Source organism: Cysteiniphilum sp. JM-1 (assembly GCF_008711525.1).
GTDB lineage: Bacteria > Pseudomonadota > Gammaproteobacteria > Francisellales > Francisellaceae > Caedibacter.
Genome location: NZ_VXKS01000005.1, coordinates 49,905 through 65,442 on the forward strand (window position 1 = coordinate 49,905; position 15,538 = coordinate 65,442).

General features: G+C 39.6%; 14 protein-coding genes and 1 riboswitch. Of the genes, 6 read left to right on the forward strand and 8 right to left on the reverse strand.

Annotation, left to right across the window (positions count from 1 at the left end):
• The first annotated feature begins 40 nt into the window (after nucleotides 1–40).
• The 3 genes from ileS to F3D68_RS03290 all read left to right on the forward strand — a co-directional run bounded on the left by ileS (nucleotide 41) and on the right by F3D68_RS03290 (nucleotide 4,786).
• A complete protein-coding gene (ileS, locus tag F3D68_RS03280) occupies nucleotides 41–2,848 on the forward strand; it encodes an isoleucine--tRNA ligase (RefSeq protein WP_151193054.1) in 2,808 nt (935 codons plus the stop codon).
• The gene (gene lspA, locus F3D68_RS03285; RefSeq protein WP_191092687.1) at nucleotides 2,835–3,314 is read left to right on the forward strand and encodes a signal peptidase II; all 480 of its coding nucleotides are present in this window, start codon (nucleotides 2,835–2,837) and stop codon (nucleotides 3,312–3,314) included. Before ileS ends, lspA begins: the two co-directional genes overlap by 14 nt.
• Nucleotides 3,315–3,631: 317 nt before the next feature.
• Complete coding sequence (locus F3D68_RS03290; RefSeq protein WP_151193055.1) at nucleotides 3,632–4,786, forward strand: ATP-binding protein; 1,155 nt, start codon at nucleotides 3,632–3,634, stop codon at nucleotides 4,784–4,786.
• Nucleotides 4,787–4,813: 27 nt separating this feature from the next.
• Here F3D68_RS03290 and F3D68_RS03295 read toward each other — a convergent pair whose 3' ends face one another.
• Complete coding sequence (locus F3D68_RS03295; protein ID WP_151193056.1) at nucleotides 4,814–6,325, reverse strand: glycoside hydrolase family 5 protein; 1,512 nt, start codon at nucleotides 6,323–6,325, stop codon at nucleotides 4,814–4,816.
• A gap of 251 nt (nucleotides 6,326–6,576) precedes the next feature.
• Between F3D68_RS03295 and F3D68_RS03300 the strand changes: the two genes are divergently transcribed.
• Nucleotides 6,577–6,762, forward strand: coding sequence for a hypothetical protein (locus tag F3D68_RS03300; RefSeq protein WP_151193057.1), 186 nt, complete (start codon nucleotides 6,577–6,579; stop codon nucleotides 6,760–6,762).
• Between the two features lie 4 nt (nucleotides 6,763–6,766).
• On the opposite strand, the gene ribH is transcribed toward F3D68_RS03300, so the two are convergent.
• The 5 genes from ribH to F3D68_RS03325 form a co-directional block, all read right to left on the reverse strand.
• Nucleotides 6,767–7,195 carry a 6,7-dimethyl-8-ribityllumazine synthase gene (ribH, locus tag F3D68_RS03305; protein ID WP_117002169.1) on the reverse strand — a complete coding sequence of 143 codons (429 nt, stop codon included), beginning with the start codon at nucleotides 7,193–7,195 and terminating at the stop codon, nucleotides 6,767–6,769.
• Between the two features lie 2 nt (nucleotides 7,196–7,197).
• Nucleotides 7,198–8,406 carry a 3,4-dihydroxy-2-butanone-4-phosphate synthase gene (ribB, locus tag F3D68_RS03310; protein ID WP_151193058.1) on the reverse strand — a complete coding sequence of 403 codons (1,209 nt, stop codon included), beginning with the start codon at nucleotides 8,404–8,406 and terminating at the stop codon, nucleotides 7,198–7,200.
• Nucleotides 8,390–8,998 (reverse strand): riboflavin synthase, encoded by a 609-nt coding sequence (locus tag F3D68_RS03315; protein ID WP_151193059.1) that lies wholly within the window; start codon nucleotides 8,996–8,998, stop codon nucleotides 8,390–8,392. Before F3D68_RS03315 ends, ribB begins: the two co-directional genes overlap by 17 nt.
• Nucleotides 8,999–9,007: 9 nt before the next feature.
• Nucleotides 9,008–10,069, reverse strand: a complete 1,062-nt coding sequence (ribD, locus tag F3D68_RS03320; protein ID WP_151193060.1) for a bifunctional diaminohydroxyphosphoribosylaminopyrimidine deaminase/5-amino-6-(5-phosphoribosylamino)uracil reductase RibD — start codon at nucleotides 10,067–10,069, stop codon at nucleotides 9,008–9,010.
• Nucleotides 10,070–10,255: 186 nt separating this feature from the next.
• Nucleotides 10,256–10,408, reverse strand: a riboswitch (FMN riboswitch).
• 71 nt (nucleotides 10,409–10,479) lie between these two features.
• Nucleotides 10,480–12,120 carry a CTP synthase gene (locus F3D68_RS03325; RefSeq protein WP_151193061.1) on the reverse strand — a complete coding sequence of 547 codons (1,641 nt, stop codon included), beginning with the start codon at nucleotides 12,118–12,120 and terminating at the stop codon, nucleotides 10,480–10,482.
• A gap of 181 nt (nucleotides 12,121–12,301) precedes the next feature.
• On the opposite strand from F3D68_RS03325, the gene F3D68_RS03330 reads away from it, so the two are divergent.
• A complete protein-coding gene (locus F3D68_RS03330) occupies nucleotides 12,302–12,583 on the forward strand; it encodes a type II toxin-antitoxin system RelE/ParE family toxin (protein WP_224728218.1) in 282 nt (93 codons plus the stop codon).
• Between the two features lie 40 nt (nucleotides 12,584–12,623).
• A complete protein-coding gene (locus F3D68_RS03335; RefSeq protein ID WP_117002174.1) occupies nucleotides 12,624–12,941 on the forward strand; it encodes an addiction module antidote protein in 318 nt (105 codons plus the stop codon).
• 44 nt (nucleotides 12,942–12,985) lie between these two features.
• Here the strand turns inward: F3D68_RS03335 and argH are convergent, their stop codons facing one another.
• Nucleotides 12,986–14,404, reverse strand: coding sequence for an argininosuccinate lyase (gene argH / locus F3D68_RS03340; protein ID WP_151193062.1), 1,419 nt, complete (start codon nucleotides 14,402–14,404; stop codon nucleotides 12,986–12,988).
• A complete protein-coding gene (locus F3D68_RS03345; RefSeq protein WP_224728219.1) occupies nucleotides 14,392–15,510 on the reverse strand; it encodes a M20/M25/M40 family metallo-hydrolase in 1,119 nt (372 codons plus the stop codon). Before F3D68_RS03345 ends, argH begins: the two co-directional genes overlap by 13 nt.
• Between the last annotated feature and the right edge of the window lie 28 nt (nucleotides 15,511–15,538).

Sequence of the window (15,538 nt, forward strand, 5' to 3'; positions counted from 1 at the left end):
TATAAAAAGAATAATAAGGGAACGGGTTAAAGGGTAAAATATGGCAGATTATAAAAGCACATTAAACTTGCCGAAAACATCATTTTCAATGAAGGCAAACCTTGCGCAAAAAGAACCGATGCGCTTAAAACAATGGTATAGCGATGAAGCTTACCAGCAGATTCGCGAGCATTTCGCTGGTAGAGACAAGTTTGTTTTGCACGATGGTCCTCCCTATGCCAATGGCGATATTCACGTTGGACACGCGGTCAATAAGATCTTAAAAGATATGGTGATCCGCTCAAAAACACTCTCAGGCTTTGACGCACCTTATGTCCCAGGTTGGGATTGCCATGGTTTACCGATTGAGCTGCAAGTAGAGAAGAAGCATGGTAAAGCGGGTGCTAAAATTAGTGCTAATGCTTTTCGTAAAGAATGTCGCAAATATGCCGCTAAACAAGTACAGCGCCAGATTACAGACTTTAAGCGTCTGGGTATTTTAGGCGATTGGGATAAGCCTTACTTAACCATGAACTTTGACTACGAAGCCAATATGGTGAGAACTTTAGGTAAGATCATTGAAAATGGTCACTTAACCAAAGGCTTCAAACCAGTCCATTGGTGCCCTGAGTGTGGCTCAGCACTTGCTGAAGCCGAAGTTGAATACAAAGATAAAATCTCACCTGCTATCGATGTTAAATTTGCCATTATTGAGCCAAACACTTGGGCGGAGCGCTTTGGTTTAGATGCTTTACCTGAAAACACATCTGCGGTTATTTGGACAACAACACCATGGACGTTACCCGCCAATCAGGCGATTGCCGTGCATAATGAAATAAGCTATGCCGTAGTAAACTTCAATCATGATCAACATATTATTGTTGCAACAGAACTGGTGGAGTCGATTATGAAGCGCGCTGGTATTGAAGAATACCATATCCTTGCTAGTGTTTCAGGTGATCAGTTGACTAATTTAAAAGCACATCATCCTTTTTATAACCGTATTGTGCCCGTGCTTCATGGTGATCATGTTACCGTTGATTCCGGAACTGGTCTTGTGCATACCGCACCGGCTCACGGGGTTGAGGATTTCGCGTTAGGTAAACTGCATGACCTACCTGTTGACAACCCCGTTAACAACAATGGCTGCTATCACAGTAACACCGAGCTTTTTGCTAATGAATTTGTCTTTAAAGCCAATGATCATGTGATTGAAGTGTTAACACAAAACAACGCCCTTCTTAATTTAAATAAACTAGAGCACAGCTATCCACATTGCTGGCGCCACAAGACACCACTGATTTTCCGTGCTACACCACAATGGTTTATCAGCATGGAAAAAAATAAATTGCGTGCACGTGCTGAAGAAACCATCAAAGAAGTGAAATGGGTGCCTAGCTGGGGACAAAGCCGTATTGAAGCGATGATGCAAGATCGCCCTGATTGGTGTATCTCACGTCAACGTACTTGGGGCGTGCCTATTCCTTTATTTATTCACAAGGAAACCGAAAAGTTACACCCACAAACTCAAGACATTATTGAGAAAGTTGCTAACGCCATTGCCAAAGGTGGTGTTGAAGCATGGTTTGATGCTGATGATAGTCAGTTCATTACTGAAACTGAAGATTATCAACGCGTCACCGACACACTTGATGTCTGGTTTGACTCAGGCTGCTCAAATGCTTGTGTGCTTGAGCATAATGAAGATTTGCAATTCCCTGCTGATTTATATCTTGAAGGTTCTGATCAGCATCGTGGTTGGTTTCAAACTTCACTCTTAACAAGCTTAGCGCGTCGCGATCAAGCGCCCTTTAAGCAAGTTTTAACCCACGGGTTTACCGTTGACGCCCATGGCAAGAAGATGTCAAAATCCCTTGGCAACGTTGTCTCACCACAGGATGTTGTCAACACATTAGGCGCTGATATCTTAAGATTATGGGTTGCAGCAACTGATTATCGCACTGAGATGACCGTATCTGATGAAATTCTCAAGCGTAATGCCGATACCTACCGCCGCTTGCGTAATACTGCACGCTTTTTATTATCGAATCTTGAAGGCTTTAATCCACAAACTGATTTAATCGACTTTGATCAGTTGGTTGCATTGGATCAATGGGCAATTGCCAAGGCAGATGAAGTGCAACAGAAAATTATAAAAGCGTATGATGAGTATAACTTCCATGTTGTGGCACAACAGATTCATCATTTCTGCTCAATTGATATGGGTAGCTTTTATCTTGATGTCATTAAAGATCGTCAATACACCGCAAAAGCCCACGGTTTGGCACGCAAGTCTGCACAAACGGCAATGTATCATATCATTCATGCTTTAGTGCGTTGGATGTCACCGATTTTATGCTTTACGGCTGATGAAATTTATGAAGCGATTCCTGGCGAGAAATCACCTTTTGTTAGCTGTGAATGGTATCAAGGCTTATCACAAATGCCGCAATCAGCTGAGCTTGATCTGCCCTTTTGGCAGACGATTCAAGAGGTGCGCACCGAATGCAACAAACTACTTGAAGCCAAGCGTGCTGAGGGTGTGTTAGGCGCTTCCCTTGAGGCCAATGTCACGCTTTATGCTAACGATGCCTTACTAGCGCAATTAGCTAAGCTTAAAGATGAGCTACGCTTTGCATTGATCGTTTCTGATGCGCATATTAAGCCATTAGCTGAAAAGCCTGAGTTTGCGCATGACTCAAGTATTAAAGGCTTAAGCATTGTTGTGGAGAAATCCACTGCACAAAAATGTGAGCGTTGCTGGCATCGCCGCGAAGATGTCGGCAGCCATAGCGAGTATGCTGATATTTGCGGCAGATGTATTGAAAACATCACCACTGAACAAGGAGAGCTACGTGAGTTTGCGTAACAATCAACTGCGTTGGGTTATTTTAAGTATTATTGTCATTATTATTGACCTTGGCACAAAGTACCTTGCCTCACAAAATCTAACTTATGGACAACCAGTTGAAATCCTGCCCTTTTTCAACTTAACCTTATTGCATAATTATGGTGCGGCATTTAGCTTTCTAAGTAATGCCAACACCACATGGCAAGTGATTGTCCTCTCCGCTATTGCCCTTATCGTCGCTATTGTGATCTTAATATGGTTAGCGCGTTTGCCTAAAAACAAAAACCTAACTGCCTGCGCCTTATCGCTTATCTTGGGTGGCGCCTTGGGTAATGTCTATGATCGCATGATTCACGGTTATGTCGTTGACTTTCTTGATTTTCATATCAACAATTACCATTGGCCAGCATTTAATATCGCAGACTCTGCCATTTGTATCGGTGCCGTGATTTTGATTTTGATGAGTTTTAAATCTAAAAAATAACAGCTATCGCCCTATTGAATACGCGTTGGCTGAGCGTTAGTCGAAGCCTTTTATACTACTTGCTATACACCCTTCGACTCCGCTCAGGGGACGGTCTACGCTAAAGAGACGAAATCAGCAGGTAACTGTTAGCTGAACGCCAGTCGAAGCCATTTTACATACTACAAGCACATACACCCTTCGACTTTTCTCAGGGTACGATATTAAAAATTGCAAACTGAGTTTGCAATTTTTAATTCAAATTGCAAACTCAGTTTGCAATTTGCATGATTCATCTGATACCATTCACCTATTCTCGTCAAATGTGATTCGTCATAATGTATAAAAGATTACTTAGCATTGATACCAAGATGAAAGCAAGTGTTTTCTTATTTGGACCTCGAGGCACAGGCAAAACGCATTGGTTAAAAGACACATTTCCTTCGGCTATTTATTTAGATTTACTAGATGATGCAACTTACACAGAGCTGCTTGGCGACCCAAAAGCATTATCGCGTAAAATTCCTAAAGCCTATAACGATTGGGTTATTATCGATGAAGTTCAGAAAATTCCAAACCTACTTAATGAAGTACATCGCCTTATTGAACATCAAGGACAGCGCTTTATATTGACGGGCTCTAGTGCTCGCGCACTTCGCAAAAAAGGAGTTAATCTTCTCGCAGGACGCGCATTAACTTATCATATGCACCCACTAACTGCCCTTGAGCTTTCCAATGATTTTGATTTAGCTTTTTCGATACAGTACGGGACACTTCCCATGACGTATAGCGTTAATCAGCCAGAGCACTTTCTTAAAAGTTATGTGCAGACTTATTTAAAAGAGGAAGTTCAGCAAGAAGCATTAACCAGAAGCTTATCTCTCTTCACAAAGTTTTTACAAACAGCGAGCTTTTCGCAAGGTGAAACAATTAACTATAGCAATATTGCGCGTGAAATTGGCAGTAACCACCAAAGTGTGCGTAACTTCTTTGATATTCTCGAGGATTTGCTCATTGCTTATCGACTGCCAATCTTCACACGACGTGCAAAACGTGATGTTATTACACAGCCAAAGTTCTATTATTTTGATACTGGCGTATATCGCGCCATTCGCCCCAAAGGAGTGCTTGATTCTGAAGAAGAACTCTCAGGTGCCGCCTTTGAAACATTATTTTTTCAACAAGCTAAAGCATTGAATGATTATTTTTTCTGGGGATATGACTTTTATTATTGGCGAACACGCACGCAACAAGAAGTTGATTTTGTTTTATATGGGGAAAGAGGTTTATATGCCATTGAAATTAAACGCAAAGCCAAGCTCACAGCACAAGACTTTAAAGGGTTAGCTCTTTTTCAAAAGGATTACCCGATGGCAAAATGCATTATGTTATATGGTGGAGATCAAACCTATTATGACAATGAAGTAAAAGTCATTCCCTTTGCAGTGGCAATTCAGTCACTTGATAGGCTCCTAGCGGGAGACGACTTATGAGAAAGGAAACTTTCTTGCCAATCTACTTTAATTTACAAAATACCCTTTTAGAATAGCATCCTTCCAATCATTTGGCGTAATATTCAAGTTATAATCACCCCATCCATGCCCTGTACTCCAAGCTGTCCAGCCAACAAAACCATAACCATTTGTCTCAGTATACGCATGTGATTTCATATATGCTAAGAAGTCACCTAATGGTTTAGCGCAGCTAGCTTGATCCTTCCCTACGCCAAACTCAGTAACTATTGCTTTAAATTTATTAGCCTTTAAGTAACTGACAAAAGCATCTAAGTTAAAGCCATTGTCACCTGTTGTTGTAATATCTTGTAAGCACTGATCATGCGTACCACTAAAATCACTATCTAAGTATTGATGCACATTGATAATTACTTGATTATCCAAAACTTCGCTACTGACACCCGCATTAAGAAAATTTTGACGCGTAAAGACTATTGCATTGCCGGCAGCATCCCAACTATGCAAGCCTGAAAAGTGAACACCTTCAACTAACAATTTACCTTTAAATCCCATACTTGTGAGGCTCTTAATAACGGCAACTTCCATATCAAATGCTTGTTGAGCTGTTAAGCTTTCTCCAGAAGCTGCTGATGGTTCATTCACTAAATCAAACATTAAATATTGCTCATTAATAGCAGGATCCTGCTTAATAGCACTGTATAACTTATTCCAGATATTGACATAATATTTTGGATCTGTGACTAAACTCCCTTGTGGACATTGCCCCTGCCCTGTACAACCAGCAACCTCACTACCTACTGTGCTGTAATGCATATAGCTATGTAGATCTACAATAGAGTAATATTTATGCGATGTAATTGTTGCTAATGTTGGTGCCACTAAATTATTAAAATAATCCTGAAATGCTGTTTCATTATTAGAACTATTAATATCTTGATACCCATATGGCTGCAAATATGCCCAGCGCACTGGCACACGAATAGTATTTGCTCCTTGATTTAAAAATTCAATGGTTGGCTTGTTATCCGCCCCATCATCAGATAAATCAGGAATAACACTACCATTTGGCATTGTTGAGAATTCAAGCCCCGATAAATTAATACCTGTATACCAATCATCTGTTACTCGAGTATTAGTTGGGAAGCTGTTACCTGCGGGTAATATTTTAGTAAAAGCAACTTTACCATTAAATACATTATTGGTAATACTATAATCTGTTAGCTGAATATGTGAGTTGTCGGCAGGCTTATATTTAACATCACTACCACTTACATCTAACCAACCTAAATAAATATCACTATCTGCGCATCCCCCTAAACGTAATGAAGCACCAAAATAGTATTTATTACCACTAATTGCGTTCGGGTCAAACTTTTCTCCATCCTTCCATTCAGTAAATTTACCGTCTGAATCTTTAACACATAAAAGTGGCTGCTGTGCTTGTGGTAATAAGGTTTCATCATACAAGCCGCTGATATTATTTGTCATCATTGCAGCAAAACTATGACTTGCAGCTAAAACAGTTGCAATGGCTATTCCTTTGGCTAAAAATTTCATGAGTCTATCTCCTGTTGTTATTTAAATCCCTTGCAATTATATGCATTAACGGATCAAACTAAATATAGTTCATATGACTAAAAATGACTGGATTTTTAACTAAATTATCAGAAAATCTTTAAGCCTACCTCTTAAAGATAAAATTCATCGGTATCAAAATAAATATCAATTGTTACTTATTTGAAACAGACAAAAGAATAATAAATACATACAATCCGCATCTATTTCAAACAAAACAAGATGCCACCACCATGAAAACAATACTTTTTGTCACTGCAAAAATGATAGCGATGATTACGCTAACAGAAAATGCTTATGCCATATATAACAGTGGTTATCCTGCGTATAAAGTAGAAACCATTAAGCGTCAAGATACCAACATAGATCAGAAAACTACTTATCCAGCATATGCAAGTACAGAAGAGATAAAAATCTAATGGATTAGGCGTTGATGTCTTTTTTAAGCTTGATCATATCTAATGCTGCTTTCAGCGCATATTTGCCTTTATGACCTTTCTCACCACCGACACGCGCTAACGCTTGATCCTTGTTATGCGTTGTCAACACCCCGAAAATGACCGGTAAATCATAGCTCATCATCACATCTTGTGTGCCTTGTGACACTTGCATACACACGTAATCATAGTGATCAGTTTGTCCACGAATAACACAGCCTAACAAAACAATAGCATCATATTTCTTGGTTTTAGCTAGCTGCTTTGCCGCATAAGGTAACTCGACAGCTCCTGGCACTTTGTAAACTTTCGGCGTTTTTATCGCCTGATTTTGCGCCTCTTCAAGTGCACCTTCCAATAACTTATCGGTAATTAACGCATTAAATTCACTCACAACAATCGCAATCTTTGGCATCTTCATACTCCTTTTATGCTATGGTTTAGCCGTTGTTTTTTAGTTTGTAAATATCCTTTATTATGCTCATGCACATCTGACTCTGATACGAGCACCTGCACTGCAATATTCGCCTTTTGCAGAGCTTGCACTTTTTCAGGGTTATTTGATAATAGCTGGCATGACTTTATATCATAATATTTCAAGACTTGCAGCGCATGATCATAACGACGATTATCTATTGGCAAATTAAGTGCTTCATTGGCTTCAATCGTATCCATGTGCTTTGTTCGCTGCAACTCATAGGCTTTAAGCTTATTCACCAAGCCAATGTCGCGCCCTTCTTGCTCAAGATAAATCAAAATCCCGCCATGCTCGGCAATCTCATGCAAGGCATGATGCAACTGTGATTGGCAATCACACTTTAATGAACCGAATAGATCCCCCGTAATACACGATGAATGAATACGCACGAGTGGATTATCTTTAATGTCTTTGCTAATGACTTTGATTTCACTTTGGGTCACCGGATCGATAAAAACACTCATCTCAAGCTCGCCATAATCACGAAAAGGAATAAGGCTACTTGCCGCTTTTGTAATGAGCTTTTCAGTTGCTAGACGATATAAACGCAGCTCCTCAATACTTAATATCGGCAAATCATGCGCCAAAGCAAAGCGCTCAATTTCTTCACCTTTCATCATGCTGCCATCTTTATTCATCAGCTCACACAAGACTGCTGCCGGATGAAAGCCTGCCATTTTTACTAAGTCAACACTTGCCTCTGTGTGTCCTTGACGTCCTAATACCCCATAATCATTTGCAACTAATGGGAAAATATGACCCGGACGGCTAATATCACTAGGATCAACCTCAGGGTTTGATGCCACTTGAATCGTATGCGCGCGATCTTTAGCCGATACACCTGTTGTCACCCCTTCTTTCGCCTCAATGGTAATAGTAAAAGGCGTTGTAAATTGACTGGTGTTTAAATCTGCCGGCACCATTGGGTTTAATTGCAAGCGTTTGGCATGCGCTTTTGACATTGCCAAACAGACAATACCACTGGCATGTTGTAGCATTAAGTTGACATTCTCAACATTTGCAAGCTGCCCTGGGAAGATTAAATCACCCTCATTCTCACGATCTTCATCATCGGTTACGATAATACTTTTACCTTGTTTTAGGGCATTAACTGCCGCTTCAACGCGTGTTTTAATTCTTTGAAACATATTGTATTTTCTCCATATAATGATGAATGTGTTTACCAATAGGATCCGCTTCAAGGTTGACCTTGGTGCCCACTTGATAATTCTTAACAATAGTGGCATCAATCGTATGCGGAATAAAAGTGACCGTAAAATAGCCGTCACTTACTTCAATCACAGTAATGCTCATACCATCAATGGTGATAAATCCTTTATTAACTAAATATCTTAATATCTCTGAAGGGGCAGAAATAGCCACAAGCCACGCTTCTGCCTCATGGGTAATCGATTTCACTTCACCGACACCATCAACATGACCTTGCACCATGTGCCCACCAATAAAATCACTTACGCGTAATGACAGCTCAAGATTAACATGCGATCCAGCAATGAGCTGTCCCAAGGTTGTTTTACGTAACGTTTCAGGCACAGCCTCAAAACTGACCAAACCCTTGACTTTATCCAAAGTAACGACCGTTAAGCACACACCATTAATGGCAATGCTATCGCCTATTTTACAACTGGCTAACTGCTCTGAGCGAATCACCAATCTCATTAGATCAGATCCTAACACAGACTCAACCGTTGCCACCTCCTGTACAATACCACTAAACATAATTACCCCTTACGACCTCTTATTTCCTATTGTTCCTGCTTTTTCTATGCTACCCATACAATAATAGTCATCATTCAAAAACCCATTGTCTTTGATATTAATACGCTTCTTGTGCTTAAAATCGGCAATGATCATCGGTGCTACATAACTTTGCACTTCATCGACTAACTGAGCCTCAAAAAAAGCATTCAGTAATGTTCTGCCACCCTCAACTAAGACACTGGTAATACCTCTTTGCGCCAATACTTCTAATACTTTTGCAAGACCAATCTCGCCCTGATTTAATGATACCTTAATGCACTCAATACCTTTATACGCCAATGCATCAAGCGTATCTTGATCCGCCAAATCACTGGTAATCACAACACTCTCAATACCATCATTAAAAAGCGTTGCATCACATGGTAACTGGCACGTTTTTGATAAAACAATACGTAATGGATGCTTAATAAACTCTGCATCTGAAACTCTCACGGTAAGACTTGGATTATCTTCAATCAACGTCTCACGCCCAATCATAATCGCATCAACGCTATTACGTAGATTATGCACTTGATGTTGTGATGTTTTATTAGTAATTTGTTTATTATCTTGTGGATGCGTCACCATCTGACCATCGAGTGACATACCCCATTTGGCAATGACATATGGGCGTTTATGGGCGTGATAATGAAAAAATATTTTATTCATTACAGTCGCTTCATGACACATAAGCCCTGTCTTAACAACAATACCTGCTTGTTGTAAACGCTTAATACCTCTCCCTGCCACTTGCGGGTTAGGGTCAATACTCGCGACAACAACTTTAGCAACCTGTGCCTTGATCAAGTGCTTGGTACATGCACCTGTTCTACCAACATGGCAACATGGCTCAAGAGTGACATAAACAGTCGCACCTTGCGCGCTATCCCCTGCTTGATCTAAGGCATGAATCTCAGCATGTTTATCTCCAGCAAAGCGATGCCAACCTTCACCAATAATTTGACCATTTTTAACAATCACACAGCCAACCATTGGGTTAGGTGACACGCTTAAAGCCCCACGCCTTGCCAACATCAGAGCTTGAGACATATAAAAATAATCCGCTTGAAACACTTGCAATAATCACCCTTTCATTAATTTACTTAACTTCAGGGACAAGCAAAAGAAATAAACATATGCAAAATAGATGAAAGTACAACACATTGATAATGAGTTCAACATTCAACATTCAACATTTTAAAATATAATGCACTTGCACTTTACATATATGTCATATTACTTCTTCTTTCATCCGGACTATAACCGTCGGCTCTGGAATCTCACCAGATCTGCTGACCTTTGACCTTTAAGCCAAAGCGCTCGTGGGCTTTTCTAAATATTTATAGAATTACCACCGGTGGGGAGTTTCACCCCGCCCTGAAGAACTAGAGTTGAATTCTACGTTGTTTTAAATGAAAAATCCAGAAGTGATAAGCACTTCAGATGATAACTGATAGGAACTACAAACACGCCTTAACAAAGCCTTCGAATAAGCGATGCCCATCACGCGGGGTTGATGTAAACTCTGGATGAAACTGGCAAGCCATAAACCATGGATGTGTTGGAATCTCAACCATCTCAACCAGTTTTTGATCCTGTGATTTACCACTGATAACAAGCCCTGCATTTTCCAATGCTTCAACATAATTATTATTAACTTCATAACGATGCCGATGACGCTCTTTGATGCTATCAGCAGCATAGACCTTGTGCGCTAAGCTATCTTTTTTCAAGTGGCATAATTGCGCACCTAAGCGCATCGTACCACCCATATCAGATTGAGATGTGCGTTGTTCTTTATCACCTGTTGCCGTTTGCCACTCGGTGATTAAGCCAATTAAAATATCTTGGGCTCTTGGGTCAAATTCAGTACTATTTGCACCCTTTAAACCCAATACATTACGCGCATATTCAATTACGGCAACCTGCATTCCTAAGCAAATCCCTAAAAATGGAATTTTATGCTCACGCGCGTATTGCACTGCTTTGATCTTACCTTCAACCCCTCGTGATCCAAAACCACCAGGCACTAAAATACCATCGACTTTACCGATAACTTTTTTAACATCACCTTTCTCAATATCCTCTGAGTCAATAAATTTAATATTAACCTTGGCATGATTGTGAATGCCAGCATGAAACAACGCTTCATTTAATGACTTATAGGCTTCTGTTAAACTAACGTACTTACCAACCATGGCAATGGTGATTTCTTTTTGTGGATTGTTAATCTCATAGACCACCTTATCCCATTCGGATAAATCCGCTGAGCGTACATGAAGCCCAAGTTGACTCACCACACAAATATCTAACCCTTGATCATGATATTTGCGCGGAATCTCATAAATACTTGATACGTCTTCCGCACTAAAAACTGCCGATTCGGCAACATTAGTAAACAAGGCAATTTTACGCTTTTCATCATCACTAAAGCTTTTCTCACAACGACAAACCAAGATATCAGGTTGAATACCAATAGAACGCAGCTCCTTGACTGAGTGTTGCGTTGGTTTGGTTTTTAACTCGCCTGCAGCTTTGATGTAAGGCAATAATGTCAAGTGCAAAAACAAACTGCGTGACTTACCTAGCTCTTGCGCTAGTTGGCGAATCGCCTCAAGAAAAGGTAATGATTCAATATCACCAACCGTACCACCAACTTCAACAATCGCGACATCGATCTTATCATCAACACCTTGTAAGATTTTAAGTTTAATCTCATCGGTAATATGTGGAATCACCTGAATCGTACCACCTAGATAATCACCTCGGCGTTCTTTTTTTATCACATCTTGATAAACGCGTCCCGTGGTGAAGTTATTACGCTTAGTCATTTTAGTACGTATAAAGCGCTCATAATGCCCCAAATCAAGATCAGTCTCAGCACCGTCTTCAGTGACAAATACCTCACCATGCTGCAATGGACTCATCGTACCAGGATCAATATTAATATATGGATCAAGCTTCATTAAAGTAACATTTAAACCGCGACACTCTAATAAAGTTGCCAAGGAAGCTGCTGTGATCCCTTTGCCAAGAGATGACACAACACCTCCAGTAACAAAGACAAACTTGGTACGTTGATTTTCAATACGAGTTGACATAAAAGATAATACATTAAGCGCTGTTAATGTTGGCAAAGAATAGCAAAAAGCCCTTTGTGAAGCTAGTTAAATTTATGATAAAGCATCGATGAGTTATCCACACTCCTAATTTATTGCCAAATTTAAGCTATTGGGATAATTATTGTTTTACATAATGTTGCTTATAAACTACAATCAGGACATGAAACAGATACGCATATACAAAACACCAGATGGTAAAGAACCATTTAATATATGGCTTGATAACATCAAAGACAAAATTACCAAAGCTAGGATACGTAGGCGAATTGATCGCTTATATTTTGGCAATGAAGGTGATCATAAACATGTTGGCAATGGTGTGTTTGAACTACGACTAGCGTTTGGCTCTGGATATCGTGTTTACTATGCTAAAGAAGCTGAAATCACATATATTTTATTGCTTGGCGGTGATAAAAAACACAGCCTAACGATATTAATCTAGCTCAAAAATATTGGCTTGAGCTAAAGTTAGGAGACCATTTATGAACAAAAATATTGAGCAAAATACAACAGATTATCATGCACACTTAATTCAAAGTTTACATGATAAAGAAGAAGCCGTAGCCTATCTAGAAGTTGCGCTTGAGGAATATGAAAATGACGGTGATAGTCAAGCTTTTATGCTTGCACTTAAAAATATCGTTGAAGCGCAAGGCGGAGTAGGCTCTTTATCAAAAAAGACTGGGTTAGATCGAGCACACTTATATAGAGTGTTATCCAGCAAAGGAAATCCAAGATTTATAACACTTGGCAATATATTGAAAGCTTTGGGTTTTAAATTATCAGTAAATTCCGTCTAAACCCACATAAACTTAAAAACAAAAAGCACGTATTTTGAGTCAGATTATATAGCATCTTGTATTATTTCCTCAATCGCAGAAATCGCTTTTGCAACATTAGCAACTGCCGTACCACCCATTGCTGTCTTACTATTAACCGCTGACTCAATGCTCAACACTTGATAAACATCGTCATCAATCATCACTGAAAAATGCTGAAATTCAGAAAGTGTTAAATCAGTTAATGACTTATTTTTACTTAAAGCATACGCGGTAATTTCTCCGACAATATGATGTGCTTTTCTAAAGGCAATACCTTTTTTAGAAAGATAATCAGCAAGCTCCGTTGCCACACAAAAACTACCATCATAGTTTTTATCTTTATTTACCGCCAAGCTTTCAACAGTTATCGTCGTTACTTTCAACAAGTCACTCACGGTGTCAACCGCAGCAAAAAGTGCTTCTTTATCCTCTTGCAGATCTTTGTTATACCCCGATGGTAAGGCTTTAACGGTTGTTAGTAATGCAACTAAATAGCCATTTAAACGTCCTGCTTTGCCACGAACCAACTCCATCGCATCAGGGTTTTTCTTCTGCGGCATAAGTGATGAACCCGTCGTGACTAAATCACTCATTTCAACCAAACCAAACTCGGTCGTTGAATAGATAATCATATCCTCAGCAAAGCGACTTAAATGCGTCCCAATAAGGCTAATCGCAGCTAATAGTTCAATAATGTAATCGCGATCACTGACTGCATCCAAGCTATTTTTGGCAATCTCATCAAACCCCAACGCATCTGCCATTTTCTGGCGATCTAATGCCCAAGCATTGCCAGCAATCGCCCCCATACCTAAAGGCGAGACATTAACGCGTTTTTTAATATCAATAAGTCTCTCATAATCGCGTTTAAGCATCTCATAAAAAGATAAGAAATAATGCCCCCAAGTGATTGGTTGCGCTTGTTGCAAATGCGTATAACCCATGACAAACACATCAACATTGGCTTTGGTTTGCGTAACAAAAGCCGCTTGCAAGGCCTTGATCAAATCGCATAAATGCTCAATATGATCAAGCACCCACAACCTTGTGGCACAAGAGACTTGTTCATTACGCGATCTCCCCGTATTGGCTTTATAGGCAAGGTCACCTATTTTATCAACTAGCGATTGCTCTACAAAGGTATGGATATCTTCAACGCCATCATTGATTGCCTGCTGAATAAGGTATGGATTATTATTAACCTCATGTTCGATCTCTGCTAAGGCTTGATGCAACGCCTTCAATTCGTTATCAGATAAAACATTGATCTCACATAACGCTTCAGTAAATGCTTCTGTCGCTTTGATATCATAGGAGAAAAGCCGATAATCAAAACTTAATGACTCATTAAAGCGTACAAATAAGGGATTATTATCCTCACTAAAACGCCCACCCCAGAGTTTTTGTTTTTCTTTTTTTCCTTTTTTAATTACTTCTGCCATGGCTTATCCTTTAATTCATTAAAAAATGTGATAAAAAATAGAACTCCCTCGTTGATTTGCTCTACATAAATAAATTCATCGGCACTGTGGGAGCGCTTTGAATCTCCTGGTGAGAGCTTAACACTCGGGCAATTCACAATCGCTTGATCTGACGTCGTTGGCGAGCCATAACTATTGATACCTTTTGCTAATAATGCGTGCATTAATGGATGCTCAAGTGGCGTTTTACTAGGCTTAATGCGTAGTGATCTAGGTGTAATCTCTGATGACATATACTGGCGCATAATATGCAGTACATCGTCATTGCCATAGGCATCAGTCGATCTAACATCAACAACAAAATGACATTTTTCAGGGACAACATTATGCTTCACACCAGCATCAATCATCGTCACACTCATTTTCACATCACCCAATGTCTCTGAAGTTTGAGCAAATTGATAATTGTTAATCCAATTAATATCATCAACAGCTTTTAATATTGCATTATCTCCCTCATCGCGTGCAGCGTGTCCTGTCTTGCCATGGGCGACACAATCACAAACCATTAAACCCTTTTCGCTAATCGCAAGCTCCATACTCGTTGGTTCACCAACAATCGCAAAATCAATAGCATCAAAAAAGGTTAGCGCCAACTCAGCACCATTTTGCCCTGAGATCTCCTCTTCCGCAGCCGCGCATAACAACAAATTAAAAGGTAAATCTTTCTTTTGATAAAAATAACTGAAGGTAATTATCATGCTCACCAATGCGCCTCCGGCATCATTGGATCCCAAGCCATATAACTTACCATCAATAATTTCAGCATAATACGGATCACGGGTATAGCTTTTGCTCGGTGGCACCGTGTCATGATGTGAAATCAGTAAAACAGATGGTTTATTATCATCATAATATTTATTCTTAGCACACACATTATTGCCAACTAAGGTACTAGCAATACCACGTTCAAACAGCCATTGTTGAATAAATGTCGCACTTTGTGCCTCATCTTTTGAAATCGATGGGATTTCAATTAAACACTTGAGCAATGCTAAGGCTTCTGCTTGTTTATGTATTATCTCTTCAATCAACACATCAGAATGCATACTTATACTATTTGTCATTAATTAATACCCTTAAATCAGATCGATT